Source organism: Terrabacter terrae (genome assembly GCF_039529575.1).
GTDB classification, from domain to species: domain Bacteria; phylum Actinomycetota; class Actinomycetes; order Actinomycetales; family Dermatophilaceae; genus Terrabacter; species Terrabacter terrae.
Genome location: NZ_BAAANB010000005.1, coordinates 1 through 14,826, shown reverse-complemented (window position 1 = coordinate 14,826; position 14,826 = coordinate 1). Strand labels below are relative to the sequence as shown.

15 protein-coding genes and 4 pseudogenes are annotated in these 14,826 nt (G+C 70.0%); 15 read left to right on the top strand and 4 right to left on the bottom strand.

Annotated elements, in window-relative coordinates; genetic code table 11:
* From ABD194_RS07895 to ABD194_RS07850, 10 genes and pseudogenes are all read left to right on the top strand, one after another.
* Positions 1 to 261: hypothetical protein (locus tag ABD194_RS07895; protein WP_343989762.1), on the top strand; the 261-nt coding region annotated here is incomplete at its 5' end.
* Positions 254 to 1,228 carry an NADH-quinone oxidoreductase subunit H gene (locus tag ABD194_RS07890; RefSeq protein WP_343989760.1) on the top strand — a complete coding sequence of 325 codons (975 nt, stop codon included), beginning with the start codon at positions 254 to 256 and terminating at the stop codon, positions 1,226 to 1,228. The genes ABD194_RS07895 and ABD194_RS07890, both read left to right, overlap by 8 nt.
* 2 nt (positions 1,229 to 1,230) lie before the next feature.
* Positions 1,231 to 1,791, top strand: coding sequence for an NADH-quinone oxidoreductase subunit J (locus ABD194_RS07885; RefSeq protein ID WP_343989758.1), 561 nt, complete (start codon positions 1,231 to 1,233; stop codon positions 1,789 to 1,791).
* A complete protein-coding gene (nuoK, locus tag ABD194_RS07880) occupies positions 1,788 to 2,090 on the top strand; it encodes an NADH-quinone oxidoreductase subunit NuoK (protein ID WP_343989756.1) in 303 nt (100 codons plus the stop codon). Before ABD194_RS07885 ends, nuoK begins: the two co-directional genes overlap by 4 nt.
* A 22-nt stretch (positions 2,091 to 2,112) precedes the next feature.
* On the top strand, positions 2,113 to 4,119 hold the full coding sequence (locus tag ABD194_RS07875; protein ID WP_343989754.1) for an NADH-quinone oxidoreductase subunit 5 family protein: 2,007 nt from the start codon (positions 2,113 to 2,115) through the stop codon (positions 4,117 to 4,119).
* A gap of 2 nt (positions 4,120 to 4,121) precedes the next feature.
* The gene (locus tag ABD194_RS07870) at positions 4,122 to 5,606 is read left to right on the top strand and encodes a complex I subunit 4 family protein (protein ID WP_343989752.1); all 1,485 of its coding nucleotides are present in this window, start codon (positions 4,122 to 4,124) and stop codon (positions 5,604 to 5,606) included.
* Positions 5,607 to 5,622: 16 nt separating this feature from the next.
* On the top strand, positions 5,623 to 7,014 hold the full coding sequence (locus ABD194_RS07865) for an NADH-quinone oxidoreductase subunit N (RefSeq protein WP_343989750.1): 1,392 nt from the start codon (positions 5,623 to 5,625) through the stop codon (positions 7,012 to 7,014).
* Positions 7,015 to 7,200: 186 nt separating this feature from the next.
* A pseudogene (locus ABD194_RS07860) lies at positions 7,201 to 8,269 on the top strand (IS256 family transposase); the annotation flags it as partial.
* Positions 8,270 to 8,477: 208 nt separating this feature from the next.
* Positions 8,478 to 9,554 carry an IS110 family RNA-guided transposase gene (locus ABD194_RS07855; protein WP_343989748.1) on the top strand — a complete coding sequence of 359 codons (1,077 nt, stop codon included), beginning with the start codon at positions 8,478 to 8,480 and terminating at the stop codon, positions 9,552 to 9,554.
* Positions 9,555 to 9,566: 12 nt separating this feature from the next.
* Positions 9,567 to 9,725, top strand: a pseudogene (locus tag ABD194_RS07850) (IS256 family transposase); the annotation flags it as partial.
* Between the two features lie 340 nt (positions 9,726 to 10,065).
* Here the strand turns inward: ABD194_RS07850 and ABD194_RS07845 are convergent.
* Entirely contained in the window at positions 10,066 to 10,188 is a 123-nt protein-coding gene (locus ABD194_RS07845) for a hypothetical protein (protein WP_343989747.1), read from the bottom strand.
* A 143-nt stretch (positions 10,189 to 10,331) separates the two neighbouring features.
* On the opposite strand from ABD194_RS07845, the gene ABD194_RS07840 reads away from it, so the two are divergent.
* Positions 10,332 to 11,075 carry a DUF3105 domain-containing protein gene (locus tag ABD194_RS07840; RefSeq protein WP_343989745.1) on the top strand — a complete coding sequence of 248 codons (744 nt, stop codon included), beginning with the start codon at positions 10,332 to 10,334 and terminating at the stop codon, positions 11,073 to 11,075.
* A 250-nt stretch (positions 11,076 to 11,325) separates the two neighbouring features.
* Here ABD194_RS07840 and ABD194_RS07835 read toward each other — a convergent pair whose 3' ends face one another.
* The 3 genes and pseudogenes from ABD194_RS07835 to ABD194_RS07825 form a co-directional block, all read right to left on the bottom strand.
* Positions 11,326 to 11,727 (bottom strand): hypothetical protein, encoded by a 402-nt coding sequence (locus tag ABD194_RS07835; RefSeq protein WP_343989743.1) that lies wholly within the window; start codon positions 11,725 to 11,727, stop codon positions 11,326 to 11,328.
* Between the two features lie 22 nt (positions 11,728 to 11,749).
* Positions 11,750 to 12,704 (bottom strand): annotated as a pseudogene (locus tag ABD194_RS07830) (IS481 family transposase).
* A 491-nt stretch (positions 12,705 to 13,195) separates the two neighbouring features.
* A complete protein-coding gene (locus tag ABD194_RS07825) occupies positions 13,196 to 13,411 on the bottom strand; it encodes a hypothetical protein (protein ID WP_343989764.1) in 216 nt (71 codons plus the stop codon).
* Between ABD194_RS07825 and ABD194_RS07820 the strand changes: the two genes are divergently transcribed.
* The 4 genes and pseudogenes from ABD194_RS07820 to ABD194_RS07810 form a co-directional block, all read left to right on the top strand.
* Positions 13,319 to 13,726 carry a sigma factor-like helix-turn-helix DNA-binding protein gene (locus ABD194_RS07820; protein WP_343989742.1) on the top strand — a complete coding sequence of 136 codons (408 nt, stop codon included), beginning with the start codon at positions 13,319 to 13,321 and terminating at the stop codon, positions 13,724 to 13,726. The genes ABD194_RS07825 and ABD194_RS07820 overlap by 93 nt on opposite strands.
* Positions 13,717 to 13,995 (top strand): ArsR/SmtB family transcription factor, encoded by a 279-nt coding sequence (locus ABD194_RS21605; RefSeq protein WP_425579962.1) that lies wholly within the window; start codon positions 13,717 to 13,719, stop codon positions 13,993 to 13,995. Before ABD194_RS07820 ends, ABD194_RS21605 begins: the two co-directional genes overlap by 10 nt.
* A gap of 47 nt (positions 13,996 to 14,042) precedes the next feature.
* A complete protein-coding gene (locus tag ABD194_RS07815) occupies positions 14,043 to 14,387 on the top strand; it encodes an NADH-quinone oxidoreductase subunit A (protein WP_343989741.1) in 345 nt (114 codons plus the stop codon).
* Positions 14,378 to 14,826: pseudogene (locus ABD194_RS07810) on the top strand (hypothetical protein); the annotation flags it as partial. The gene ABD194_RS07815 and the pseudogene ABD194_RS07810, both read left to right, overlap by 10 nt.

Here is a 14,826-nt window from a genome sequence, read left to right as displayed (position 1 = left end):
GAGCGCGGGTGGCTGGACGAGCGCCGGCTCCCGTCCTGGTGGGCCGGGGACGCCAACGACCGCCTCCTGGCGCTGCTCGACGCCGTGCACGCGTCGGCGGACGCGGCACCGGGGCCCGAGGTGCTGCTCGCGCGACCTGACGCCGCCCACCTGGCCCGGCTGTGCACCGGTGTCGAGGTCGCCGGCGCGCGACTCGTCGTCGCGAGTTTGGCGCCCCACCTCGGGGCGCTCGAGGCCATGGGGGTGGGCGCCCATGCGTGAGGCATCCGTTCTCGCCGCGCTCCCAGCGGGAAGCGCTACCGTCTCGACCAGCGACCTGGCAACCGCAGCCGCGCTGGCGTTCGGTTCGCTGGTGCTGCTGACGGTCGGAGCCGCGGCGTTGTCCAGCGTCCTGCAGGCGCGATCGTTGCGCGCCGTGTCCTCGGGCCTGTCGGGCCCGGTCTCCGACGTCGCTCGGCTGCTTCGCCAGCGCCGTCGGGTGCCGGTCTCGGCAGACCGGCTGCTGTGGGCCGTCGGGACGTGGGGCCTGCTCGTCGCCGCGGTCCTCATGGTTGCTGTCGTGCCGTGGGGCGAGTCCGTGGCCCTGCCCATGGGCGTGGGGATCGTGTGGTTCAACATGGTCGACGTCGCCGTGTGGGCCTTGGTCTGGCTCGCCGGCTGGGGAGCGAACTCGGCGTACGGCATCATCGGCGGCCACCGCTTTCTCGCGCAGGCCCTCGGCTACGAGCTGCCGCTGATGTTCGCTCTCGTCGCGCCGGCCATCGCGGCCCGCAGCCTCGATCCCCTCGTCGTCGCCGAGGCGCAGCACGGGCTTTGGTATGCCGTGTGGATGCCCGTGGCGTTCCTCGTCTTCCTGGTGGGGGTGCTCGGTTTCTCCGTGTCGGGACCGTTCGCCGCCGCGCTCGGGTCCGACGTCGCGGGCGGCGTCGCCGCAGAGGTGTCGGGACTGGACCGGTTGCTCCTGCTCGCAGGGAGGCACGCCCTGCTTGCTGCGGGTGCGGCTTTCGCCGTTCCCTTGTTCCTCGGCGGCGGCTCAGGCCCGCTCCTGCCGGGGTGGGCGTGGAGCCTGCTCAAGGCGGCCGCGGTGCTGGCCGTGCTCGTCTGGTCCCGGCGCCGCCTCCCGGTCCTGCGACCCGACCTGTTCATGGAGCTGGGTTGGATCGTGCTGTTGCCGCTCGCGCTCGTGCAGGACCTCGTCGTCGCTGTCCTCGTCGTCTGGAGGAGCTGACCGTGCTCACCAACGTGCTCTTCGTAGCCCTCGGCGTCGTCGCGGTGCTCGCCGGGGCGGCCGTGTTCCGGGTCGACTCGATGGCCCGCGCCACGTACGCTCTCGCCGCCTCCTTCGTGGCCGTGGGCCTGCAGGTGCTGCTGCTCTCGCAGAGCTATGTCGGGCTCATCGTGGTCCTCATGATGGTCATGGAGATGGCTGTGATGGCCGTCTACATGGTCATGTTCATGGGGATGAACCCGGCGCTGATGCCGATGAGCATGGTGCACGGCAGGCGGACCTCGGTCGGGGTTTCGGTCGGGGTGTTCGTGGTGCTCGTGGCCGGCATCGTGCTGGCTGACTGGCCCGCCCGTCGGGGCGCGCCGCCGGCCGACCTGACGGCCGCGCTCGGCCGGACGTTGATGGAGTCGAAGATGCTCGTTATGGCCGTGGTCAGCCCGGTCATGGTCGCCACGATCGTCGCCGGGGTGTCCCTGGCGCACGCCCGGACCCGCTACGACCGTCTCGGCGACGACCTCAAGGGCCCTGCTGAGGACCCGCAGCCCGGGGGAGTGGGCCGATGACGCTACAGATCGCCCTCGTGCTCGCCGCGGCCCTGTTCAGCGTGGGCCTCTACGGCGCCCTCTCGCAGCAGGTCGTCGTGATGGTGATGATGGGCCTCGAGCTCATGGTCAACGCGGTCATCCTCGCGGCCGCGGCCATCTGGTGGTTCCTTGCTCCGGACCCGTCGGGGCAGGTTTTGCTGCTGGTGGTGCTTGCGGCGATGACCGTGGAGATGGCCATGGGCTTCGCCGTCGCCACGCTCCTGCACCGTGAGCGGGGCTCCGACATGACCGACTCGGCCACGGACCTGGCGCGGTGACGACGGATGAGGGGGTGACGATGTGAGCGACGCGTCCTGGATGCTGTGGCTCCTGGTCGGGCTCCCCGCGGCGGTCGGTGCCGTTCTTGCTGCGATCGCCGGCGGTCGGCGACCCGGCCGGCCCCCCGAGGTCGACACGGTGGTCGGCCCGCCAGCGGCACGGGAGCACGACCGGACTCCCGCTCGGGCGCGGACCGTGGACCGGGCCGCAGGCCCCGTCGCCGTCGCGGTGGCCTGCGTGGTGGTCGTGCTGGCCTTCCTGGGCGCCACTTCGCGCCCCGCGGTGTCCGCGCCGTTCTTGGGCGCCGTCGCTGGCGGCGAGCTGGGCCTCGCGGTAGACGGTTTGGCTGCCGTCATGGTGCCCACCATCGCGGTCGTTACCCTCCTCGTCCTCGTCTTCTCCCTCGGCACCGCGGACGGGGAGCTGACGGGTGCCGTGGGCGCCGGCCGGGCGCGCTTCCACGGGCTCATGCTGCTCTTCGCGGCAGCCGCTCTCCTTACAGCGACCGCGACAACCGTGCCGACCCTGCTTCTCGCCTGGGAGGTCATGGGTGCGATGTCCTGGGCCCTCATCGGCTTCCGGTGGAGCGAGGAGCGCCGCGTCTCGGCCGGGCTCACGGCGTTCCTCACGACGCGCACGGCCGACCTGGGCCTCTACGTGGCCGCCGGGGCGGCGGTGGCCGGTGGCGGGGGACTGGCCCTCGACCGGCTGGCCGCGGTGGCCCCCGGCTGGCGTGACGTCGTGGCGGCGGGCATCGTCGTGGCGGCGCTCGGCAAGGCGGCCCAGCTGCCGTTCTCGTTCTGGCTCTCGCGCGCGATGGAGGGCCCCAGCCCGGTCAGCGCCCTACTGCACTCGGCGACGATGGTGGCCCTGGGCGGCTTCCTGCTCCTGCGGGCCCAGCCGCTGCTGGCCGCCACCGGCTGGGCCGGCGCGCTCGTGGCCTGGCTGGGCGCGATCAGCGCCGTGGTCCTCGGCATCGTCGCCCTCGCCCAGCGCGACCTCAAGCAGCTCCTGGCTGCCTCGACCGCAGCCCAGCTCGCCTTCGTCGTGCTCGCAGCCGGGACCGGGTCCCTCATCGGCGGCAGCGCGCAGCTGGTGGCCCACGCGGCGACCAAGGCACTGCTGTTCCTCGCGGCCGGAGTGTGGCTTGCCCTCCTCGGAACCCGCCGCCTCGACCAGCTCGCCGGGGTCGCCCGGCGATGGCGCGTCGTCGGATGGAGCGCGACCCTGGGGGCCCTGTCCCTTGCGGGGATCGCGCCCCTGTCGCTGTGGGCGACCAAGGACGCCGTGCTGGCTTCAGTGCTCGAGGACACCCGGCCGCGAGTGCCGGCCGCAGGGCTGCTCTACGCGGTGGCGCTCGTCGGGGCGGCCCTCTCCGCGGCGTACTCCGGCAAGATCCTCGCCATGCTGTGGTCCACTCGCCTGCCAGCCGGCGCTGACCCAGTCCGTCCCGAGGGAGACGCTCGGCCCGGAGCGGCCCGCACCGTTCCGCTGGTGGTCCTCGCTACCGGCGCGGTGGTCCTCGGCGCCCTCGCCCTGCCACCACTGGTGTCGTGGTTCGCCGGAACGGTGGGAGCGAGCGTTCCCGGGGTGGAGTGGCCCTCGCTCATCGGGGCTGCCGTCCTCTCGTTCGCCGTCACGGCGGTGAGCGTTTGGGTCGTCCGCGCGGGCAGGCTCCCCGAACCCGGCTGGGCACGCCACTGGCTGGGACTGGAGGAGGCCGCGCACCGCCTTGCGGTACGACCCGCGTTCGCCCTCGCCCGAGCTCTCGACGCAGCCGACCGAAGAGCCGTCGAGCCCGTGCCCCTGGCTGCCGCCACCCTCGCCCGTCGGGCTGCGCAGACACTGGCCCGCTTCGACGTCCAGGTCCTCGCCGCCGCGGTCTCCCGCGCCGCCACCGGCGTACGGGCGCTGGCCGAAAGCGCCAGGCGGCCACAGACCGGACAGCTGCACCAGTACTACGTCCAGGCCGTCGTCGTCGCCACGGCTGCCATCGCCCTGCTCGTCGCGTCCGCTCTCGTGAGGTAAGTGTGCTCAGTCTCATCGTCTTCCTGCCCCTGCTGTCGGCTCTCGTGCTGGCGTCGGTCCCGCTGCCCCCGAGGGCCGTCGCCTGGGCCTGGGTCGGCGTCAGCGCGGTCGACCTGCTCCTGGTGGCTGTGGCCTGGTCTAGGTACACGGCCCCGGCGGCCGGGCGGCTCGCCCTGGACGAGCGCCTCGACTGGATGCCGCGCATCGGCAGCAGCTACCACGTCGGTGTCGACGGGCTCTCGCTTCCCCTCGTCGGCATGACCGCACTGGTCTTCCTCGCCTGCGCCGTCTACAGCCTGCGCGACGACGAGCGACCGAGGTCGCGCGCCGCCCTGATGCTGTTCCTGCAGTCGGTGAGCCTCGGGCTGTTCGTGTCAGCCGACCTCATCCTCTTCTTCGTCTTCTTCGACCTGTCGATCGTCGGGATGTACTTCCTCATCGCCGGCTGGGGGAGCGGGACGGCGACCCGGTCGGCCCTGCTGTTCTTCCTCTACACCTTCCTCGGCTCGCTGGCGCTGCTACTCGGCTTCATCGGCCTCTACGTCGCCTCGGACCCGCACACCTTCGACATCCCGCAGCTCGTGGCAGCGATGCCGCTGCACTCGGCAGGCCCCGTCGCAGGGCTGGTGCTCGGCGCGATCCTGCTCGGGCTGTTCGTCAAGACGCCGACCGTGCCGTTCCACACGTGGCTGCCTCCGGCGCACACCGACGCGCCCGCGATCGGGTCTGCTGTCCTGGCCGGTGTCCTGCTCAAGATGGGCACCTACGGCTTCGTCCGCATCGCCATGCCGATGCTTCCCGACACGTGGCAGGCCTGGTCGTGGGTGATCATCGCCTTCGGCGTCGTGTCGGTGCTGTACGGCGCCTTCGTCGCCCTGGCCCAGACCAACCTCAAACGGATGATCGCCTACACCTCCGTCAACCACATGGGCTACATCGTGCTCGCCGTCGGTGTCGCCGGCCTGACGGCTGCCAGCGCCTCCTCGCGTCAGCTGGCCGTCACCGGAGCCGTCACGCAGATGGTCAGCCACGGCGTCGTCACCGGCGCCCTGTTCCTCGTCGCGGGAGTGCTCCACCGCCGCGGTCGCGACTACGAGCTGGACGGCTTCGGCGGCCTCGCCGGACCCGCCCCGCGGCTCGCGGCCGTCTTCGCCGTCGGCGCCTTCGCCTCACTCGGCCTGCCCGCCCTGTCCGGCTTCATCGCCGAGTTCCAGATCTTCACCGGCAGCATCGGCGCCGCCCCGGTGACCGCCGTCGCCCTCATCGGGATCCTCGTGACCGCCGGACTGTTCCTGCGCGCCTACCAGCGGGTCTTCACCGGGGGACTGCGCGGACAGTCCGCCGGGTTCGCCGACCTCACCACGCCGGAGCTGCTCGCGATCGGCGCCCTGCTGCTGGCCTCGCTGGTCATCGGCGTCTTCCCCCGAGTGGTCCTCGATGTCATCGAACCGGCCTCGTCGGTTCTCGTTGGCCTCGTGTCCCGATAAGGCGGCGATCGAGAAGATGCGACCGCTGGTTCTCGCACCCGAGATGGCCCTCTTCGCAGGGTCGCTCACGGTTTTGCTGTCCGGGTCATTCCTGCCGCACCGACGCCTGTGGGTCACCCGTGCCATCGCGGCGGTCGGGCTCCTGGTGGCCGCCGCCCTATCCGTGGTGGCCATTGTCGGCGGCAGCGAGATTGCGTTCAGCGGCACCTTCGTCGCCGACCGGGCCACCGGAGTCGTACGCGTTGTCGTCGTCGTGGCGGTCGCACTCATGCTGCTCGTGGCGACGGACGACGTGAGCGGCTCGCAGAGGGAGGCGGAGACGTACGCTCTGATGCTGCTCGCCTCCACCGGCGTCCTCGTGATGAGCGGCGCCCGGGACCTGCAGGTGCTGCTCGTCGGGTTCCTGCTGGCCAGCATCCCGGCATACGGCCTCGTCGGGCTGGAACGCACGCGCTGGGCCGCGGAGGCGGCGATGAAGACCTACCTGCTGGGCGCCCTGGCCGGCATCTCCCTCATGCTCGGCACGGTGCTGCTCTACGGCGTGTCCGGCGAGACCAGCTATGCGGCGCTCACCCGCGAGCTGGGAGCCTCGCCGTCCGGAGTGCTCTCGGCCGGGGTGGTCCTCGTCGTGTGCGCCCTCCTCTTCGAGGCCGGCGCGGTCCCGGCGCACTTCTGGGTGCCCGACGCCGCCCAAGCGGCCGGGGTGACGGCCGCCACCTTCCTCACCACCGTCCCCAAGCTGGGCGCCGTCCTCGCGCTCTACCGGTTCGTCGGCGTCCTGCCCGGCACCGTGGCGTTGCCCCTGCTCGTCGGCCTGCTGGCCGTGCTCACCATGACCCTCGGCAACCTCGCCGCATACGGCCAGACCGACGTGCGCCGGCTGCTCGGCTGGTCGACCGTCAGCCAAGCCGGCTACCTGCTGGTCCCCGTGGCCGTCGTCGGGCGCAGCCCCCTGGCCGAGTCTTCGCTGCTCTTCTACCTCGGGGCGTATGCCGTCACGAACGTCGGTGCCTTCGCCGTCGCAGCGGCGCTCCCCGAGCACCGCGAGCTGTCCGACTACCGCGGCCTGGCGCGGCAGCGTCCCTGGGTCGCCGGGGCGCTCCTCGTGTGTTTGCTGGGACTGGTCGGCACACCCCCCACCGCAGTCTTCGTCGGCAAGCTGACCACGGCCACCGCCGCATGGGACGGGAGTCTGGGGTGGCTCACCGCCGCCGTCGTGCTCAACTCCCTGCTCAGCCTCTACTACTACCTGCGCTGGATCGTCCCCACCTTCGCGGTCGTTCCGCGCTCGGGCCGGGACCTCGTCGGGATCATCCGCACCGGCAGAGGGCCCGCCGTGGCCGCTGTGACTGCAGCCGCCGCCAGCATCGTCGGCGGCATCTCGACAGGATGGATATGGCCCACGTAAGCCGCTCTCGCTGGGTCCCTAGCATCGTCCGCTATTCGGCATTCAGTCCGGTAAAGGGAGAGCCCCCGGGTGTGAGTCCCATTGAGTGGTGGGTTTTGAGGCCCGGCATGTCGTGAGGACGTGAGGGGCCATCGGCGGGATCTTCGGTGTGTACGGCCAAGTACTCATCGAAGAGGAGCCACACCGATGGCCTTGCCCCAGTCTGCCCTGACCGAGCTGCTCGAGGCGTTCCGTACCGGGGAGGGGGTGAACCTGATCCAGGACGCGGTCACGGTGGCGTTGCAGGAGCTGATCGAGGCCGAGGCCACCCAGGTGATCGGCGCCGGCCGGTACGAGCGCACCGAGGAGCGCAGGACCGAACGCAACGGGAGCCGGCCGCGGGTGTTGACCACGACCACGGGCGACGTGCAGCTCCGGATCCCGAAGCTGCGCAAGGGGACCTTCTTCCCGAGCATCCTGAACCCCCGCCGGCGGATCGACCAAGCCCTGTACGCGGTCGTGATGGAGGCCTACGTCAACGGCGTCTCCACCCGGGCGGTCGATGACCTCGTCGCGGCGATGGGCTCCGACACCGGGATCAGCAAGAGCGAGGTCTCCCGGATCTGCGCCGGCCTGGACGAGATGGTCGCCGCGTTCCGCACCCGGACCCTGGGCCACACCCGGTTCCCGTACGTGTTCCTCGACGCCACCTACCTGCACGTGCGCGAGGCCTCCCGCGGGCAGGTCGTCTCCCAGGCCGTCGTCGTCGCCACCGGCGTCACCGAGGACGGTGGCCGGGAGATCCTCGGCCTCGACGTCGGCGACAGCGAGGACGAGACGTTCTGGCGGGCGTTCCTGACCTCGCTGCGCAGTCGCGGCCTCGGCGGGGTGCAGCTGGTCATCTCCGACCAGCACGCCGGCCTGGTCAAGGCCCTGACCCGCTGCTTCGCCGGCGCCGCCCACCAGCGCTGCCGGGTCCACTTCGCGGGAACCTGCTCGCGCTGGTGCCGAAGTCCCACAAGGACATGGTCGCCGCCGTGTTCCGGACCATCTTCGCCCACCCCGACGCCGACGCGGTCGCAGCGACCTGGGACCACGTCCGCGACGAGCTGTCGGCTCGCTTCCCGAAGATCGGGCCCCTGATGGACGAGGCGAAGACCGAGGCCTCCCGTTCACCGCGTTCCCGCGGGCGCACTGGACCAAGATCTGGTCGAACAACCCCATCGAACGGCTCAACCGCGAGATCAAACGACGCGCCCGCGTCGTCGGGATCTTCCTGCGTGGTTGTCTGAGCCTTGGGAGCCCGGGGGTGACCCGGAATCTTTCTGTCGGGCCGCAGGGCCTTGACCCGGTTAGGGCCAGTCCCTCCGGGCTCTCGCTACACCGGTGGTCGCGTGACCTCAGAGCGGCGTGCTGACCGAACGGCAGGACTGTCCTCGACCACCACGAACATTCATCGTCGATGGGTTGAGGAGAAGTTGCTGATGCGAGATGTCATCACCGTCGGTATCGACGCGCACAGCCAGGTCCATGCGGCCGCGGCAGTCGATTCCCGAGGCCGGGTCGTTGCCCAGCTCGAGACAGGCACAGACCGTTCGGAGTTGGGACGCATGCTGACCTGGGTGCAGGCGCTGCCCGTTCCTCGGGAGATCGCCGTGGAGGGAGCCAAGGGTTTCGGCCGTCCGCTGACGCTGTTGCTCCTGGCTGCCGGGGAGGAGGTCGTCGACGTCCCCACGCACCTGACCGCCCACGGACGACGCACGAGTCGTCGCCGAGGCAAGGACGATGAGGGTGACGCGATCATCATCGCCCGCGTCGCCATCCGCGAGGACACCCTGCCTCGGATGGACGCGGCGCATCTGAACACGGACATGAAGCTGCTGGTCGACGCACGGGACCAGCTTGTCCAAGAGCAGATCCGCGTGCGGAACCGGTTGCACGCGTTACTGATTGGCCTGTGTCCCGGTCACCGGGCCGTCACCGGAGCGTTGACCAGCAAGGCCGCCCTGCAGCGCGCCCGCGTGCTGGCCATGAAGGAAAGGGCCAGCGACCCGGTGCGGGCACACCTGGCGCTGGTCGCGATCAGGCGGCTGACTGCACTCGGCAAGGAGACTGCCGAACTCGGGGTCCTCATCGCCACCCATCTGCGCCAGGAATCCCACGAGCACCTGCTCGCCATTCCCGGCGTCGGACAACTGACCGCCGCCAAGATCCTTGGTGAGACCCACGACGCCCGGCACTTCCCCTCCGCGGCCGCCTTCGCAGCCCACGCCGGCTCGGCGCCGATCCCCGCCAGCAGCGGCAACACCACCCGTCATCGCCTCGCCCGCGGCGGCAACCGTCAGCTCAACCGCGCGCTGTACACGATCGCTCGATCCCAGGCACGCTGGCACCCGGACGCCCGCACCTACCTCGCCCGCAAACGCGCTGAAGGCAAGAGCGCAGCCGAAGCCCGACGGTGCCTGAAGCGTCACCTCGCCGCCGTCGTGTACAGAGCGATGCTTCGCGACCTCCAAGCCCACGAACCACCACGACCAGGCACCACGGCCGCCGCTGCTTGACGAGAGCGGCGCCCCAACACCGCCGCGGTCATCCGCCTCGTCGGCGCCGTGCTGGCCGACGCCCACGACGAATGGCAAGTCGCCGACCGCCGCTACCTCTCCGAAGCGTCCATGGCGATGTTGTACAAGACCAGCGATACTGACACCGCCGCCATCACCAGCGGCCCGTGAGCACCGAGGAACCAACCCTCAAAGCCCACCACCCGACGGGGCGCTTTCAACTGACAACACAGCGGGCTTGATGCCCTGGGGGTCGGCTCCCCACCCCGGCCAGAGGCCATCCACACGAATTGCCGTCACACACCACCCACCTTTTCTGGTCCGCCATCTTTTTCGTGACGTTTGACGTGTCCGGCGTGTGAGCAACCCCCGCGGCGCCGGCATCTCCTTCTCGATCGTTTCGGGGCCGTCCTTTCGGACCGGGTGTGTGTCGTGCAGCGCGGGGTTGCATCAGCTGCTTGGCACACCGACCCGGACCAGGGAAGGGGGTGGCCCGTCTGGGCCGCCCGGGTCACCGCCCGTCGCCGCCGAAACGCGACGTGGGGTCTCCCGAGCCCCGGCGGACGATGCCAAGCTGGGCCCGCAGCGCGATCTCGCGGTCGCTGCGCCACCGTCGGGTCAGGGGTCCGGGCACCACAACATCCTCGCCTACACTCGGCACCGTCGCCGCACGGGTCACCGTCCCGTCACGACGACCGCGACTCACACGCACGGCCGGCCCGCCCGGGCATCCGGCCCCGGACCCGCCACACGGCGCCTGGACAGGAACGAGGAACGATGGCCCGCGAGACGACCCGAGACCGCCGCGAACGCGTCGCAGCGATGCAGGCCGCCCAGAAGAGGTCAGAACGCCGCCGCCTCCTCGTCGTCATCGGCGCCTGTGTCGCCGTCATCGCCATCATCGCCGCTGCCGTCGCCTGGGCCGTCGTCGGCGAGCAGAACAAGAGGGACCAGGCGCTCGCCGGCATCAGCGGGGACGCCACGGCGGCCTCGTGCGACCCCATCACCAACGACCCGGCCAGTGGCAGCAGCGGCCACGTCGGCCCGGGCACCAACCAGCCGAACGTCACCAAGATCCAGTACTCCACGGTCCCCCCGTCGAGCGGCAAGCACTTCGCGGTGCCCGCCGTCGACTCGCGCCGGGTCTACACCGTTGCGGACGTGCCCGCCGTCGAGACGCTCGTGCACAACCTGGAGCACGGCTACACGATCCTCTGGTACGACGGCTCCGTCGAGAAGGAGCAGGCGGCGGCGTTCGAGGCGCTCGCCACCAAGGTCAACGCCATGAAGGAGGCGGCCAACAAGTTCCTCATCGTGCCGTGGAACCCGGCCTACGGTAGCTTCCCGGCGGCCAAGAAGTACGCGTTGTCGCACTGGGGCGCCGACGTGGACCAGAGCACCGGCAAGGTCGGCCAGCAGATGGGCCACCGCCAGCTCTGCGCGGGCCTCAGCACGACCGTGGTCGAGGACTTCGTCAAGAAGTTCCCGTGGAGCTCGGCGCCCGAGCCCGGCGCCGCCTGACCCAACGCGCCAGCGCGGCCGGCACACGTGATCGGCCCCCGATGAACCCACGGACCCCCGAGGATCGGCACGCCCTAGACGAGTTGCGGACGTTCCGCAAGGACTGCGGTTCGTACGTACGCCTCTACGACTACATGTCACAGGTTGTCTACTACGGCACCAGCAATCTGGAGAAGCTGGCGGAGTTCCTACGCCAGCTAACCCGCGCCGAGCATGTCGCTCGGGACCGGCCTCCGGGACGTTTCAGGTGTTAGCGGATGATCAGCTCTCGGTACCGAGCCTTGTCGCCCTCTCCCTCGACGACCATCACGTTGTGCCCTGCGCGTTCATCGCTGAGGAGCTTCCACAGCGCGATCGCGCGCCGAACGCCCTCTGTGACTGAGACGCCCTGAGCGAAGCTCAAAGCCTTGAGAGCGCCGGCAACGTCGCTCGCAAGATTCACAGAGAGGCGCACCACATCCTTGGCGCCGGCCTCGGACTGGCTGTTGGTCCTGACTTCTGCTGAGTGCTCACTTTTGTCATACCTCTTAACGGGATCGCGAAACTCGGCTTCTTGCTCACTGCATTCCACACGCTGCTCGGCATCGCCATCGGCAACTACTTCGCGGACGAAATCGCGAGAAGGACTGGCCCGCGCCTCTCGCCATGGCAAGGGCTCTAGTTGTACCCGGCCATCAGGTTGGTTGCAGTCGGCTGACGGGCGGGTGACCTCGCAGGGCGCTGTGGCGGCGTTCAGTGTTGTAGTGCTCGAGCCAGGGCGCAAGAGCGGCGACGCGTTCGGCGTTGCTGGCGTAGGCCGTGCGGTAGGCCCACTCGGTGGCCAGGGTGCGGTTGAGTCTTTCGACCTTGCCGTTCTGCCACGGGCAATGCGGCTTGATGAACTTCTGGGTGATGCCGTGCTCGGCACACACGGCTCGTACCGAGTACCGGTAGGCCCACGCGTTATCGGTCATCAGCCGCTCGATCCGGGTGATGCCGTGCTCAGCGAAGGCAGCGATCGCGCGTTGCAGGAACTGCGCGCAGGTCATGCCTTTCTCGTCGGGCAGAACCTCGCTGTACGCCAGGCGGGAGTGGTCATCGACGAGCGAGTGGACGTAGTCGTAGCCCGGGCCGTTGACGCGGTCACGCGCGATGCCGCGGCCGTGCACGCGCCATCCACCGCCGTCGGGGATGCGGCCGATCTTCTTGACGTCCATGTGCACCAGCTCACCGGGCCGTTCGCGCTCGTATCGCACGGCGGTCTGCTTCGAGGACCGGATCACCTCACCGGTGACGGGTCGCAGTCGCGCAGGTAGGGCACACGGTGGCGGCGCAGGATCCGTGACACCGTCCGGGCCGGCACCCGACCTTCGGGCCGAGCACGTCCGGACCGTCACGATGCGCGGCGCGGACAGCCAAGACCTTCTGCTCGACCTGCTCGCTGGACCCGGTGGGGATGCTGTGGGGCCGTGAGGAGCGTGTGACCAGGCCAGCCTCGCCTTCGGCGGCGTAGCGGTCGATCCACGTCTTCACACACTTGCGCGACACCCCCATGGCGGCCGCGATGTGGGCTTGGGGCCAGCCGGCCTGGTGGCGTTGAACGATCAGGCGACGACCATGGACGGTCAGCCGGGCACTACCGTGGGACACGAGAACCTCCGGGTTGGAGTGGGCCTTAGACAAGCCACATCCCATTCGGAGGTTCTCGTTCGTTCAAGCAGGCTCGCTGCTACCAACGTCATGGCCGGGTACATCTAGTGCTTCATCCGCCTTCTCGAAAACTGGTAGCGAGACGTGTTCAAGCGAGACGAGTAGCGCCACCGGCTGGGGTCCGCATCTCAACAGGGTTGCCCTCGGCGCTGAAGCGCTTGGCGTTCAAGTAAACCCAGGCACCGGCCAGAATTGTGCCGGATGAGGTCTGCTCCCGACAGGTTCACGGTGGGCCGGGGGTCGTGCTTGGTGAACCGACCAGGGTGACGCGCCGTCTTTTGAACCGAGAAACATGAGAGGAGATGTCTGCCGAATGCCGCTCGACCATGAGGCGATCGCGGAGATCTACCGTGAGTGGGGCTCGACGCGGCGTCAGATCGTGTGGCTGGCGACGAGCGACGGGAACCGCGTCGACGACATCGTCCGGCAGGTCAGTGGGCGTCTGGAATCAGGCGCGGGAGGCCGACAACCTCCGCGCGCACCTCGTCACGACGGCCCGGCACCTCATCGTCGGCCAGCGCCGGGCCGCCGGACGAAGGCCACAGGAGGCACGGATGGTGGAAGTCGCCGAGGAGGACGCCGCCCTCGACGTGGTCCTGGACGATGTCCTCGTGGAAGAGTCCCTCGGTCGCCTCCAGGCCAACCACCGAGACATCGTCCGATGTCTCTACTACCAGCGACTCGTCGTGGCCAAAACGTCCGCCCGGCTCGACCTGCCAGAGGGGAGCGTGAAGTCGACAGACGCCTACGCCGTGCGCGATTTGCGCGTCGCCCTCGACGGATGGGGTGACGAGATGACCACCGGACCGACCGGACCAACCGGACCGACCGGCTCGACCGGCTCGACCGGCGCAGCGGGGGTAGCCGGGCGAGCCCGGTCGATCCGCCCGCTGTCGCCGCTGCCCAAGCCCGGGTCCCGAGCCCCGAGGACTGTGACCGGCTCGGGGCGGTCCTGTCGCTGATCGCCGGCCCGACGAGGATCCGGCTGCTCGATGCCCTCGACACGGCGGAGGAGCTGTGTGTCGGAGATCTTGCGCTGGCCCTCTCAGCTTCTGAGGACTCCGTGGGCTATGGCCTGCGGGTGTTGCGGACGGCAGGTCTGGTCAGGCGCCGCAAGCAGGGCCGCACGGTCTACTACCGCCTGGCCGACGGCTTCCCGCAGCTCTTGCGCTCGGACTGCCTCCGCCAGCTGGTGCACCTTTCCCGCACTACCGCATACGGAGGAGCCTGAATGGAAGTTCGTCCACGGAGCGGGCCACACGAGACCTGGGAGACGACGTGTACCTCGGGGTAGCGCTGCTGCTGCTGGCGACAACAGTCGGACTGGCCCTGCTCCTGCTTGTCGCCCGCGCGGTCGCGGTGAGTCGAGAAGCGTTGCCGGTACTGCCTTTCCAGTCCGGCCACGCACCCACGGAGCATGCTCTCTCGCGCTTCCACGTGCGGTGGTATCCCGCGACTCTGGTGTTCCTGGCCTTCGACGTCGAGATGCTGTTCATGTACCCTTGGGCCGTCGTCGTGGCCGAGCTCGGCGCCGGAGCGGTCGTGGAGATGTTCGTGTTCCTGGCCGCCCTCATGGTTGCGGTGCTGTGGGCCTGGCGTCAGGGTGCGCTCCGATGGGTCTGACGGAATGGCTAGCCCGTCAGGCCGTGCGCCGGTGCTCCGTCCTGGTCGTGGAGATGCCGGGCGGGTGGCGCACCCGGGTCTACACCGAGCGCTGCGTGGTGGGGCGCGCATGGCACCTCGCCGACTCACCCGCCGGCGCCGACATGTTGGTGGTGTGCGGTCAGCTGTCGGCCGACCTCGAGGACAGCGTCGAAGCGGTGTGGGAGCAGCTGCCCGGCCCGCGCGCCCGGATCTCCCTCGCACCGGACGAGACCGAGCAGGGCGTCGTGGCGGCGGTCGAGGCCGCCCTGCCCCGGCTGTGTGACACGGCCGCCCAGCACGAGGACGCCGCGGGCCGCTCGCTACCGGAGGGCATGGGCCACGAGGACATGGAGATGGCTCCGGACGGCATCGCGCTGGCCGAGGGCGCCGACGACCGAGACGGTCTCGAGATGGATGA